Annotated in this window: 10 protein-coding genes and 2 pseudogenes; 9 read left to right on the plus strand and 3 right to left on the minus strand. The window is 61.1% G+C overall.

The window, feature by feature from the left end:
* The first annotated feature begins 51 nt into the window (after positions 1-51).
* The 9 genes and pseudogenes from GLR48_RS11565 to GLR48_RS11605 all read left to right on the plus strand — a co-directional run bounded on the left by GLR48_RS11565 (position 52) and on the right by GLR48_RS11605 (position 6,042).
* Positions 52-1,386, plus strand: a pseudogene (locus tag GLR48_RS11565) (IS5 family transposase).
* Between the two features lie 381 nt (positions 1,387-1,767).
* On the plus strand, positions 1,768-2,166 hold the full coding sequence (locus tag GLR48_RS11570; RefSeq protein WP_237061551.1) for a hypothetical protein: 399 nt from the start codon (positions 1,768-1,770) through the stop codon (positions 2,164-2,166).
* 53 nt (positions 2,167-2,219) lie between these two features.
* A complete protein-coding gene (locus tag GLR48_RS11575) occupies positions 2,220-2,555 on the plus strand; it encodes a hypothetical protein (RefSeq protein WP_237061552.1) in 336 nt (111 codons plus the stop codon).
* Positions 2,556-2,752: 197 nt separating this feature from the next.
* A pseudogene (locus GLR48_RS11580) lies at positions 2,753-3,052 on the plus strand (transposase); the annotation flags it as partial.
* A gap of 224 nt (positions 3,053-3,276) precedes the next feature.
* Positions 3,277-3,879, plus strand: coding sequence for a hypothetical protein (locus GLR48_RS11585; RefSeq protein WP_237061553.1), 603 nt, complete (start codon positions 3,277-3,279; stop codon positions 3,877-3,879).
* 173 nt (positions 3,880-4,052) lie between these two features.
* The gene (locus GLR48_RS11590) at positions 4,053-4,253 is read left to right on the plus strand and encodes a hypothetical protein (RefSeq protein ID WP_237061555.1); all 201 of its coding nucleotides are present in this window, start codon (positions 4,053-4,055) and stop codon (positions 4,251-4,253) included.
* A gap of 41 nt (positions 4,254-4,294) precedes the next feature.
* Complete coding sequence (locus GLR48_RS11595) at positions 4,295-4,762, plus strand: hypothetical protein (RefSeq protein ID WP_237061556.1); 468 nt, start codon at positions 4,295-4,297, stop codon at positions 4,760-4,762.
* A 318-nt stretch (positions 4,763-5,080) separates the two neighbouring features.
* Complete coding sequence (locus tag GLR48_RS11600) at positions 5,081-5,563, plus strand: hypothetical protein (protein ID WP_237061557.1); 483 nt, start codon at positions 5,081-5,083, stop codon at positions 5,561-5,563.
* Between the two features lie 116 nt (positions 5,564-5,679).
* On the plus strand, positions 5,680-6,042 hold the full coding sequence (locus tag GLR48_RS11605; protein WP_237061558.1) for a hypothetical protein: 363 nt from the start codon (positions 5,680-5,682) through the stop codon (positions 6,040-6,042).
* Between the two features lie 19 nt (positions 6,043-6,061).
* Here the strand turns inward: GLR48_RS11605 and GLR48_RS11610 are convergent, their stop codons facing one another.
* From GLR48_RS11610 to GLR48_RS11620, 3 genes are all read right to left on the minus strand, one after another.
* The gene (locus tag GLR48_RS11610) at positions 6,062-6,925 is read right to left on the minus strand and encodes a hypothetical protein (RefSeq protein WP_237061560.1); all 864 of its coding nucleotides are present in this window, start codon (positions 6,923-6,925) and stop codon (positions 6,062-6,064) included.
* Between the two features lie 395 nt (positions 6,926-7,320).
* Positions 7,321-10,521 (minus strand): UvrD-helicase domain-containing protein, encoded by a 3,201-nt coding sequence (locus GLR48_RS11615; protein WP_237061562.1) that lies wholly within the window; start codon positions 10,519-10,521, stop codon positions 7,321-7,323.
* Positions 10,518-13,067 carry a PD-(D/E)XK nuclease family protein gene (locus tag GLR48_RS11620; protein WP_237061564.1) on the minus strand — a complete coding sequence of 850 codons (2,550 nt, stop codon included), beginning with the start codon at positions 13,065-13,067 and terminating at the stop codon, positions 10,518-10,520. The genes GLR48_RS11615 and GLR48_RS11620 overlap by 4 nt, the downstream gene beginning before the upstream one ends.
* Positions 13,068-13,263 lie beyond the last annotated feature (196 nt).

Genomic DNA, 13,263 nt, shown 5'->3' on the forward strand with positions numbered 1-13,263 from the left:
TGCAGGGTTTCGTATGCTGGGTCGCGAAACCTTGCAAATTCCGGAGCCGAGATGAAGCCTCATCCCCGCACTGACGAGCAGGACGATCTCCTGCGTCCCCGCCTGACTGAGATGATCGATCTTCGCCACGCATTGGCGAAACTGGAAAAGCTGATTGACTGGGAGTTCTTCGAAACCGAATGGGCCAGTTTCTTTCCCGCCACGACAGGGCGGCCAGCAACATCGCCGCGCCTGGTCGCGGGGCTGCTGTATCTCCAACATGCCTATCGTCTGTCCGACGACGCCGTCGTCGCCCGATGGGTCGAGAACCCTTACTACCAGCACTTCACCGGTGAGACATTCTTCCAGCACCGCCCCCTGTCGATCCGTCCTGCTTGACCCGCTGGCGTCAGCTGATCGGAGAGGAAGGGGCCGAGTGGCTGCTGACCAAGACGATTGAAGCTGGGGTCACGTCCGGGGCCGTGGAGGATCGCAGTCTCGCGCGCATTGCCGTGGACACGACGGTGATGGAGAAGAACATCGCGCATCCAACGGATGCGCGCCTGTATGAAAAGGCACGTCGCCAGCTTGTGGCCTTGGCCCAAGAAGGCGAGATCACGCTGCGGCAGAACTACAATCGACTGGCACCCCGCCTCGCAATGCAGATCGGGCGCTACGCCCACGCCCGGCAATTCAAGCGCATGCGCAAAGCCCTGAAAAAAGTTGAAGGGCTACACCGGCCGCATCCTGCGCGACATCCGCCGTCAGCTCGAGAAAATTCCGGGTGGCGCCTTCCGTGAGCGTGCTCTGGACACCCTCGTGCTCGTCAGTCGCCTGCTGCATCAGAACCCAAAGAGCCATGGCAAGATTTACGCCCTGCATGAACCCGAGGTCGACTGCATCTCCAAAGGCAAGGCCCGCAAGCGCTATGAGTTCGGGACCAAGGTCAGCCTGGCCACTACCATCGACGAGGGCTTCGTCGTCGGCATGCGCGCCCTGCCGGGCAATCCCTACGATGGGCATACTTTGCCCGAAGCCCTGGAGCAGGTCGCGATCCTGACCGGTCGGTCTCCGGATCTGGCCGTCGTGGACCGCGGCTATCGCGGCCACGGTGTATCGACGACAAAAGTGCTGATCAGCGGCACGCGCCGGGGCCTGACGCCAAAGTTGAAGACACTGCTGAGGCGGCGCAGCGCCATAGAACCAGAGATTGGACACATGAAAACTGACGGACGTCTGTCGCGATGCCCGCTCAAGGGGACGTTCGGCGATGCGGTCTTCGCCGTGCTCTGTGGTTGCGGCCACAACATCCGCAAGATCCTGGCCCACCTCAGGGCTTTGTTGTCCCTCATCCTGACCGCATTATGCGCCGCCGCAACGGACAGGATCAGGCCGGCAAACTGCTAACTTGTCGCCGGATCGTGTTGTTCAGCGTGAACTACTTGGACATCGTCTTCAAAGGATTGCCGGCCGTCCCAATTTACCTGCACCTGAAAGCCTGGCACCTCAGCCTGCCGGAGGATGAACGCGGCCAGTGGTCTGTACTTGGCCACATCTTCTATCCGTCACGCACCCGTTTTCTGTCTCGCTGGCTGAATAGGTTCGCACGCGACATTTAAATGCGGAAGCTCCACAATCAATTGTCGCTATAAAATAAAGGGCCTTCGCGGCCCTTTGTTCGTTTTGACGCAAAAACTTCCGGTTTCGATACATCCTTCGACGCGCTCAAATCCTCAGCAAATGTGAATCTCGTTGCAAGGGAATGACCCCGCACACCGGAGCACGACAATGAACAAGACCTCCACCATCTTCGCGAGCGACGATCGCATCGCAGCCTCGATCATCACCGCCTTGAATGCGGATATCATCAGCCTGAGCGAAGCGACACGCCGTTCAGGTCTGGGCAAGCAAGCACTCCACCGCGCAGTCGCCTGCATGATCCACCTTGGGATCGCACCCGACCTGCTGCTGCGCTTCAAGTCGATCGGCGTCGAGTACGAGCGTTACGAAAACGTCTTCAGCGCAGACATCGCCACTTCATCATCAGGCGACATGACGAAGATGCGCGAAAAGCTGAACGCCGCACAGCGCTGCAATGCGGATGCAGAGCGCCAGCTGAATGACGAACTGCGCATCTCATCTGTGATCGACGCCACCATCGAGACGCCGGTCTCGGATTGTGCTTAGACCCGGGATGATGTTGGCAGCTCGACTTAAAAGCGCCCTCGGCGCCCATCGTCGTGCTCACTGACTGGCACCTCGGCGAGGTTGTGACGCCGTCGGAGGCCGGCGGGTACGCGTGCAACACGTCGGTCGCTGAACAGCGCGTGCAGGCCACCATCGACCGGATGATCGAGTTGACCCGCCACGCCTTTGCGGACCTCGAATACCCGGGCATCATCTGCGCCCTGGGTGGCGACATGGCGAGCGGCGGCATCCATCCGGAGCTGGCGGAGAGCGACGAGATGGGCGTCATCGTCAGCGCGATCGCCGCACGTGATCTGATCATCAATTCGATCGCGCAGCTGACCGCGTGCAGCACTGCACACGGCTCCTGTTTGAAGGTGAAGACATGATCGGACGCGCAAACAAATTGCGCGTCGGTAGATCGATGTGAGACGGGGTGATTTGGAAGGTGTGTCAGCCTAAGAGGCCGCGCGCGGAGCCTCCGGCGTAGCGCAGCGCGCGGCCGGCGGTAATGCTGGCGGTCACCGCCGATTTTCGGAGAAGGTTCGGGTTGCGAGACCTGTAACCATAACCGGAGAAGACGACGATGACCGACGACAGAATGGCGCTGATCGCGCTGATTGAAAAGCAGGCCGACACGGATCTGGTGCGCGAGATGCTGTCCTACGCAGCTGAGCGGATCATGGAGGTGGAGGTGGAACTGCACACGGGTGTGGCAAAGGGCATGCGCTCGCCCCTGCGCGAGGTCCAGCGCAACGGTTACCGGGAACGGGATTGGGATACGCGTGCGGGGCGGATCTCGCTGGAGATCCCGAAGCTGCGTAAAGGCAGCTATCTGCCGAGCTTCCTGGAGCCTCGGCGCACCGCTGAGAAGGCGTTGGCTGCAGACCCCCTCTCACTTCAATCAGTGCCGTCACTGGAATGTGCGCACCACGCCTGCATAAAGTGCAGATCAACACGAAGAACGCTTGATCTGCTGGCCTAATCACGCTTTCTTGACGCCCAATAGCAGGACACTCGAGGGAATGTCGGTGAAGGCAGTTTTCGAACCCTGCGCTCTACCAGAACGGAATTTGTGGACTGGCAAATATTGGATTTGGGGCGACGTGAATGATTTATTCCTTGTGGTGCAGACGCTATGCGCCGTTCAAGACATTTGGTGGCGGGTTCGAGGGAGACAATCGCACCGGTCCTTCGATACTCATGAGCGACACAGCACGAACAACCCTCGGAATCAGTTTTGGCCCATGTCATGTTGGACCCGCTGTTGCCTCAACCTCTGGCACTTCCTATCCGGCCCTTGGAAATCGCATCGAACGGCTTCTTGGTAGGCATTCATCAAATGTACAGTGTTCGGTAAAGGTCTCCGCGAAAAATATTGAGAGTGTTCGTTTTCACGTTTCGTCTGCTGGATCAAACCCGATGATGCCTGGTGCACCAGAGATCGACACTCAGGTCGAAGTTACGGCCAATTTCACCGGCCGTCAGATAGTATTGAGTGGCAAGGTGTTTGGTGATAATTTCCCGAATGGCGAGATATTCATTTATGACGGATACGGAAAAGGCTTTCTACTGTTTCATTTCGAAACTGATGGCGGTCAAACAACGGGTCCAATGACAAGACTTTGGGGCTCTCATTCCAACCAGCGTCTTGGCGGTTTCGACACCCGCATTCCTATTGAAGCGGACGGGCGTTTCAACATCCACGTTTAGATATTGCTGGTAATCAGGCGATTATCGCTGGCTATGGCTTCTGATGAGGAACTGGCTACGACTGTCGCAATCCTGCGTTCCGTTTCCGGGATCGGCACCGTCACCAGCAGCATGCTGATCGCCGAGATGCCCTAGTGTTCTGAGTCTGACATTTCCTACCTGTTTCCCGGGATTTGATCCAGCGCGTCCAGTGCGCGGCGTTCGGGGGCAAGGATGTCCTCTGCGCTCTTTGTCTCTCGTCGCAGCACATCACACTGGGCTACAGCCGCGAGATCCTGGGCAACGACAGCTTGTCCATCGATGTGTCACGCGACTTCACCGGCAGCGCAGATGGGCAAATGTTCGCGGAAATTGGCTACGGTTTGAAATTTTAGCCCGCGAGCATTGAATTTTCAATTGGATGACTGTGAGTATAATGGCCCGTGAAGATTATAATAAAGAGATCGACATTGAAATGCGTCGCGAGAGATGGTGTTTGGTCGGTCCAAGTCGTTTGGTCAAAGTACAAGCTGCGGAAGTTGCTTGCGGTCCGCGCCTCCCGGTCGGGAGGACAGGTATGGGAGTTGACGGTTATTTTACCGTCGCTCAATTTATCAAGGGTATGGATGCATTGGAAATCAGAGCGGCCCTAGGACTTCACTCGGACAGTATGACAGGTGGCGCGGTCATCTATAGCTTTCTACGTTTGCCGAATCCGACGGAGTACGTCTATGAATTGACGGCAGATAAACTTGATGGACTTGAATACACATCTATTAGCAACCCCAACTACTTACCTGGAAGTAGAAAGATTCATCAATGGCGTATCCTTTACGGTGCGAGGATACCGGTGGATGAAGCCAATGCAGTTTGGCTCCCGCCAGGAATTCCGTTTCGGGGGTGAGGTCAGAAAGAATCTCTTCGAATAAGCAGCCTTCGTGATTTGCCCTACAGAAATTTGTAGTCAAAATGAAACTGAACTGTCCAACCCCTCAAAATATGGGGAAGTGAAATATATAAAGCTATAAGTAGTTCACGCTGAACAACGCGATCCGGTGACAACACCGCACGCGATCTGATCGTCAACGCGATCGCACAGCTGGCCGACGAATTCGGCCGGGTATTCGTGCCTTGAGCAGTCGGCAACCACGGCCGCGTATTCGACCGTAAGGCCCGCGCCAAGGGATATGCGAAGCGCAACATCGACTACCTGATCTACACCTTGGTTCGCGACTTCTTCATACATGACAACCGGATCTGCGTCGTGGTGAACGACAGCGGCAAGACGCACTTCAACGTCTATGGCACGACGTTCCTGCTGACCCACGGTGACATGCTAGGTGCCAAGGGTGGCGATGGCGTGATCGGTGCGATCGGCCCCATCATGCGCGGCAGCCTAAAGACGATGAAGAGCCTCAGCAGCCTGGACAAGCCGGTCGGCCATCTGATCATCGGCCATTGGCACCAGTCGCTGGACCTGCCGGAGGTGACCGTCTGCGGGTCGCTGAAGGGCCCTGATGAGTATGCCGTCCGCATGCTGCGGGTGCGTGCGAACGAGCCGTCGCAGAAGCTGATCATCGTCCATCCCGACCATGGGATCACATTCCGGTCGAACATCTTTCTTGACGACGAGCACTGCCCAAACCGCGACATCGAGGCGAAACGGTCCGAGTGGGTCAGCGTTTTTAGCGAAGACGCAGCCTGACCAAAAGTCGGGTGAAACGATAAAGGGCGGCGCTTCAGCGTCGCCTTTTCTTTTTCGCATTGACAGTACCGCCAGACGTATGCGCATGATAATGCGAATAATACAAGGATCGTTCCATGACCTACGTCTTTACTTACCTAGCGGCAGCCCTGTCGCCGCTGACAGCCATCGCAGCGTTCGCGAACTACTACAGCGTCATGATCGGCAACGACAGTTATGGCGGTGGGGGAGGGAGCCTGGCCTTGGCCTTCGTGCTGCTCATCGCTGCGACCGGCTTTCATGTCGTCATGATGTCAGTCGCCTTCAGCCTGGATGGACTCGCCGCCCTTGCTGTCATGCTGCTCCTCATCGCCGGCATCGGCATCGCGATGTTGGGTCTCGTGCTGTCGATCTTGATGTTGCTGTCGGGGTGGGTCGCGGTCCCGCCGTTCATCTGTGTCTGCTTGATCCTCGCGGCCATGAATGCAGCTGGCGAATAGCAAGAACCGCCGTGACTTATCACCACTTACGTTCTCTTCCTACACACATATCTCTGCTTTGATTTGTCGCCATGAGCTTCGCGACGTCGCTTTCGAACATATCAATGGACTCACCCCTATGACCATCCAGGAGATCAAGGTATTTCATCGCAGCGCGCAAACCACCGATCCGCTCACCTCGGGCAAGGGCCGCATCGACAGATTCATTTTCACAGCCACGCAACTCACTGACGAGACCACTCAAGACGCGCTGGCGTTCCGCCTTCAACCCCTCAGGTGTCCGGACTTCCGCTGAAGCTTCGGACATGATGCCAGCCAGCTTCATCAACTCGAAGTCATGCTGCTCGAAACCCGTTTGCTCAATTGCGTGTTTCTTCATCCTCTCAACCGCATACTTGAACTGACTGTTGTTTGAGATCCTCGAGATGTGCTCTCGAGCGCGCCACTCGCCAGCAGCTTCAAGCTTTTCGGCGAGGGCCGAGTCAGGCTTTTCAGAAAGCCAAATATACTTCGGCTTATTAAATGCTGGCCGGATAGTGTTCATGGGGCCCGACACTTCACTCTGTGACAAAATCACCGCGAGTGATGGCTTCTTGAACCGCGTAACGACAACCTCATTGAGTATCTTGGGATCGCGTTCACGGAATTCTGCCACGCCGACGGACCAGTACCGGCCGTCACAGATAATGTCTTGCTCTTCTTTCGCGTCCTTCGCAGCAGCCAGTGCGAGTATCTGGATCGCACGTTTGCGAGGAAGCCTTTTGTTGCTCCAGTCGTTGATCGTTTTCGTCTCGACCTTCATCAGCGCGGCGAGTGCTTTAACACAGCCACTCTGATCACCGACGAGCTGAAAGATTGCCGCGTCGACTTCCTTATTGTTCATCTTAATCGACTTAATCGTCATTTTTTCACATCCAAGCTATGGCGAGTGTCGCCATTTTCATATCTGATCGCCATTTAGGTTCGTGTTTTTCAAAATTAAAAATGAACAACCGGAAGTAAAATTGCTACTTTCGCTTGTGTTGTAAGATAAGTCTTGCAACGGAAGTGGGCTGGTTGCGACGTGCCGCTGTTTCACTCAAGGAATGCACGAATGAGCTACGAAAGCTACCAGAGGCCACTGAGGCCCGGCACCGACCGATCGTTGTAATGCCTGACGCCACCACCAAGCCCCAGATCCTGCTGCCGACGGAGGAACCCGAGTCCTTCTGAGGCTAAGGTGCTGCAGCTTTCCATCAATGCCATGCCGCTTCTTTTCCTATTGTCCGAAGTCGTGTGTTACTGCGCACCCGATGTCACGCTGATGCTCATATGGACAAGTTCGACCGTGCCGTGGTCCATCCAATGAACAGCGACACCGCGTATGGGATGAGTCGGGAAATGGGTAGCGACGAGATCGGCGTAAGCCGACAGCTGGCCCCAGTATGGACCGACGCCGGCACCGCTGCCGCCGCTCTTGTGATCGACCAGCAGACAGCCTGCGGCCCCCCGCGCTAACAGGTCAATCGTGCCCGGCACCTCGGCCCCGGCAGGGGTGTGGCCGAGGACGGGGATTTCGCAGATCAGATCGTCGTAGCCCTGATCGGACAGCCATCGCCGCAGTGCTGTCGCGCGGTCCATGATCGGCGCGATGGTGTCGGCTGGCAGGCCGGTCGCATCCGGCAGGCGCTCGATCAGGTCGGGCCGGGTCAGGCAGGTCGCCATGGCCAGATGCAGCGCCGTGCCTCGATCCGCCGTGCTCAGGGTCGAAGGCCAGGCGTCGCCCAGCCGATGGGTGTGGCTGTCGGGCGCTGCGCTGGCGGTGGTCTTTGACGGCTGCAGACGCCACGGCGTGGTCGCGATCTGTTCCAGCGGCAACGCGGTGCCGAAGCGGAGGTGGTCGGCACCGTCAATGGCGTCGCGTTCGGTCAGCGCCGCCTGTTCCGGCATCTGGTGGACCGTGGCGGGGCAGGAAATCTTGCCAAGGGTCAATGCGCCAGAGCCGACCGCCGGACTGCAGGCGTCGGCGAAGACGTGGAACAGGCAGGTGGCTTCCGGCGCATCCTCTGGCCGTTCCTTTATGAAGCCGGGCCATTCGATGATCAGCCGATCGCGGGCGCGGGTCAGTGCCACGTAAAGCAGGTTGCGCGCGTTGGCTTCAAAGTCCGCGCGGCGGTCCTCGATGAAACGGCGCTGCGCTTCCGGTGCTGCAAGAACAGGAATATGGACGAGTGCCGCAGAGGCCAGCACCGCGTTCATGTCGTCGATCCGGTCGAGCGCGTCAAACCGGGCCTGCGTCGTGCCGGGCCAGTCTGCGATAGCGTGGTCGAACTCTGCCACGACGGTGATCGGCCATTCGCGGCCCTTTGATCCGTGCCATGTCACGATCTCGACCGCCTCGGCGCTGTCGCCGGCGGGATCGGGGCGGCGGTCGGCGTCGCGGTCGCCGGTGCGGCTGTCGAGCCAGCCGAGGAAGACCTTGACCGTGCTGCCGTGGAACCCGGCGGCGGCCTTCAGGTCCCGGTGGGCCCCGTCGAACTCTTGCGCTTCGGCCTCCAGCCGCAGCAGATCGGCGCGGGCCTGTGCGGGGTCCGGCAGGCTTTCGGCCCAATGGCGCAGATCGGCGGCGTCGAGGATCAGGTTCAGACCCGTCGCGACAGGCAGGCTGGCCAGCGACCCTGACAGCCCGGCAAGGCGCATCAGCGCAGCATCTTCAGACAGGCGGTCGTCCAACTGCTGCGTCACGGCGTCCTGCAAGCTGAGGGGATCGGGGCCGAGCGTCCGGAGCAGCAACGCCGCATGGATATCGGTCGGGTTCGCCGCATAGGACAGCGCGGCGCGCGCGGCCTGAACGACAGCGCTGGTGCTCCAGCCGTCTTCGCTGATCCGGACAGGCACACCGCGCAGGCGCAGCTCTTCGGCGTAGCGGCCTGCGGTGGTATGGCGACAGACCAGCAAGGCGATGTCGGACGGACGCGCGGCGCGCGTGACGCCGCTGTGCCGGTCGGTGATCGTCTCCTTGTCCTTGAGGATGCGGACGATCCGCTCGGCGACGTGTTCCTGGGGTTTTGAGTATTTGCGGGTGCTACGGCCCTGCGTGATGTTCATCACCTCCAGCGAGACGTCGCCGGCGGGTCCGCGGGTCGGCGCAAGCGGGTTGTAGCCAGCCCCGAACAGAGCAGCCCCCATCGCGTTCACGAAGTCCATCACGGCAGGCGTCGACCGCCAGTTCTGGCTGAGCGGGTCGGTCGCGTCCGGGTGGGCATCGGTCAGGGCCGCGGACAGGCGCGGGTCGGCCCCCTGAAAGCCCATGATGGACTGCTTCACGTCACCGACCAGCAGCGTCCGGTCGGCGCGGGCGCCAAGCTGCCACAGCAGCGCGAACTGCACCGGGTTCGTGTCCTGGAACTCGTCGATGATCACGCAGTCGATCTCGCCCAACACGGCCTCGCGGACACCGGGCCGGGTGCGCAGCAGGCGTTCCGCCCCTGCGATCATGTCGGCATAGTCGATCAGGCCAAGGGCGCGTTTCCGGCTCTCGTAGGCGGTCATGACCTCCTGCGCGCAGGCGATCAGGCAGGACAGGTGGAGCCTTGCATCCGCAAGGGGGCCGGGATGGGACGGCAGGACATCGGCGGCTTCCATGATGGCGGTCGCCAGATCGTCATAGCCGTCCGGCAGGGCGCTGCCGCGCATTGACCGGCGCAATTGGCGCAGCCGCTGCCAGAGCGTCCAGTCTGTGGTCAGACGGTCGGGATCGGTCTGCGCCATGCGGAACCATGACAGGTTCTGTTCAAGCGCACTCCGCGCCGTATCGGACGTCACGGTCTCGGCCACGCCGTCGGGAAACTTGGCCAGCATGGCTGCGACAGCTTTGACCAAAGTTTGACGGGCCGCTTCGGGATCAGCCAGCACCTCGCCATAGATGACGTCCAGCCGGTCCAGCGCAGGCTTGATCAGGCCCGGATCCTGCCCGGTATCGCCAAGGCCCCGCAACAGGTCGATCATCGCCAGCACACGTCCGCGCAACCCGTCCTCTGCTGAGATGCTGCGTCCGAAGTCGTTGACATAGCCGAACCGTTCCGGGTCGGCCTTGACCGGGTCCAGCGCCTTTGCATGCGCGAGGGCCTGCCGGATCAGCAGGTCACGCTCTGCATCGCCCAGATGGCGCGGTTGCGGCGACGCGCCCGCCGCCAGCGCATGTTCGGTCAGCAGGCGCAGTCCGAGTCCGTGAATGGTCGAGACATAGGCCCGCTCGACCGCGAGAGCCTCCGAGACGAGGCCTTCGGCCAGAAGCCCGGCCCTGATCCGTTCGCGCAATTCGCTCGCGGCGGCTTCGGTGAAGGTGACGGCAAGGATGCGGTCGGGGCGGACCAGCTTGCGCTTGACCCAGTCGGCGAGCGTCGTCTTGATCCGGTGGGTCTTGCCCGCACCGGCCCCGGCGGGGACGATGGTCAGACCTGTATCGGCGGTGCGGGGCGTCGGGGTAGGGGCGTTCATTGGTCATCCTCGCGCATGAAGGCGGCGATCAGGGGGGAGTTCTGCAGCGCGTAGGGGGTAAAGCCGGCCTCCTTAATAAAAAAGTCTTCGTCAAAGGTGGTGTTCAAGACAATCTGCCCACGCTTGACCTGCTCCAGACGTTCCGTCAGGCGCGTCACGGCGTGAATGTTCACCTCATCCCCCATGTCGCGCGCCTTGGCTGCCGCCGTCAGGTCAACACCGCTGGTCAGCACGCCGCCGTCGTTCATCAGGTGATAGGCAATGCCGAGCGGGCGACCGATGACGGCGTCCAGTCCGTCGTCGTCGCGCCGGAACGGGAGGGCGAGCATTGCACCGTAAAGGCCGACCTGTAGATCCCATCCCTTTTTCATCCGCCGTCGCCGTCCGGCGGTCCCGCTTTTCTTGTGATCGACGATGATTACCGTGCCATCGGTCAGCCCGAGGATCGTGTCTGCCTTGCCCCGGATTCGGATGCCGTGGGCATTGCCGTGAAGCCAAGTCTCGTTCCCGAGGATGCGGGCGTTCAAAGCGATCAGATCGATGCGCCAGCGGTGGGCCGCGGCCGTGATCTCGCGCAACAGAGTTGCCCGCTCCATCTCCCACACGCCGGCGCGCAGGAAGGGAGCGGTCTTGCGCAGGGCCGCATCGAACGCCTCCGGCAGGGCGGCTTCCAAGGTTGCGGCGTCGGGGATATCAACCGCGGGCAGAAAGACGTGCTCAAAGACGTGGTGGGCGATATTGCCCTTTATCATGATGTCGAGGCTTTCCGCCTGCCAGCCCATGTCGCCCGCGCCGATCTCATCAAGCAGCCAGGCGAGCGGGCTGACGAGCAGGTTTTCCAGACGGCTGGGCGACTGGGGCAGGGACACGCCATCGTCGTCGAGGCGCAGTTCCAGCAGCAGGTGATCCTTGAACCACAAAGCCTCCGGCACCGGCAACGGGGCAGGGCAGGGCGAGACGGGGTGGGTTGCAACCGGCCAGTCGGCGGGCGGCACGCGCGATATGTCCACGATCAGGTCCGATGCGGCCTTCAATTCGGCGACGGCCCGTCCCATCAGCGACAGGCCCGCCGAGGGCGCCAGTCGCCCGCCTGCCAGATCGCGGTAGGGGACGAGGCAGGTCACGCTGTCGGATACCGCACCCAGCTGTGCCTCGAACAGCGCGAGGCTGCGGTTCAGACCCTCGGTGCGGCCACATAGCTGCACGCCGGTCGTGGCGGCGATCTGCGCGATCTCGCTGTCGAGAAACAGCGCGTTGGCGCGTGGTCGCATGGGATAGAGGCCTTCGCTGAAGTCCACGATCAGCAGGTGCTTACAGGGACGCCAGGGGCTTTCATGGGCAGACCAGAGGCTGACGCCTTCGAGTGTGCGCACCGGGTCGCCCGCAACGGGACCATCGACCTGCACGGCCCGCAGTATCGTGTCCCAGTCGGGCGGCCCGTCGCCGGCCAGAACTGCCTGCATGGAAAGGATCCGTTGGCGAAGCGCATCCGAGTGCGGCAGCCGGTTGCAGATGAAGTCGAGCAACAGCCGCAGTTGCGGCAGACTGCTGGCTGGCTGACGCAGGTCGGTCCAGAGCGCGTGATGCTCCGGATCTGCAGCCAGGATACGACCCGAGAAATGCCCGCCCATCACGTCTTCGGCCAGATCGCGACCGGTCTGCGCGCCCCACGGCATCAGCGGTGTTAGGCACAGCCCGGCCAGCACCATCGCAGGGGTCGGCGGCCGCTTTGCCAGCAGCATATGCAGCAGCGTCTCGCCCACCACATCGCGGGACGGCAGGGCGTCGGGCAGGCCGGACAGGGGCACGCCCTGTGCCGCAAAGGCGCGGGCCAGATCCTGCGGATCGCCTGCCGTCAGAACCGCGATCTGGCGGGTGGGCACACCGTCGTCGATCAGCGCCCGCGCGCGGGCGGCGGCAAAATCGGCGCAGGCGGCCGGATCCCGCAGGCCCCAGACGGCCAGCGTCGCGTCCTGCGCCAGTTGAGGCATGTCGGGCCGCGTCAGCCCGGACTGAACCGCGTCAATCAGGCGATCGGATCGCTGCGCCGGCATGGGCTTAGCCAAGACGGACCCGAACTCGGCCTTGAGCCGGTCATGCAGGGCCTTGATCGCGGGCGGCGCCAGTGGGTCGAGTGACCCATCCACGACCGGCAGGTCCGAGAGGAACTGGCGATGTGGCAGGTCCAGCACGTGTCGCGCCGTGGCGAGTCCTTCGGGAAGGGCATCGCCCATGTCACGCCAGAGCGCCACGAGAGCCGACAAGTGCCGTTTCGCTCGCCCGTCGGGCAGTGCGTCGACGACCGGTGGCTGCAGGGTGGCAGTCCCGAGAATGACATCCCGCAGGGCGCCTGACACGGCGGCGATGGTCTCGCTCGGGGCGTTGGCAAAGCTCTCGGCCCAGACCGGGTCCGGTTGCGCGGCGATGACCTTGCCTGGCGCAAAGGGTTCCGGAAGTGGCGCGAGAGACAGGTCCGCGAGGCGTGTATCGGTCAGGCGATAATGCAGTCCGGACTGGGGGTCGGCAACGTCGAACGGATAGAACATGGCTGAACCTTTGAAAATGACGTCTTATTATGGATCCGGTCGCCTGAGTGAACGACGCCCGCGGCAGGCTGCAATGAATGTTCCAGCAATGCCTTGGTCAGACGCTACCGCAAGTTGAAGCGGTGCGTCACCCGAAATAGCGACCCAAATCGAGCCGCGGGACTGACCTACGTCCGAATCTGACGTGTTCGTAGAT

Source organism: Loktanella sp. M215 (assembly GCF_021735925.1).
In the GTDB taxonomy this organism is placed as follows: Bacteria; Pseudomonadota; Alphaproteobacteria; order Rhodobacterales; family Rhodobacteraceae; genus Loktanella.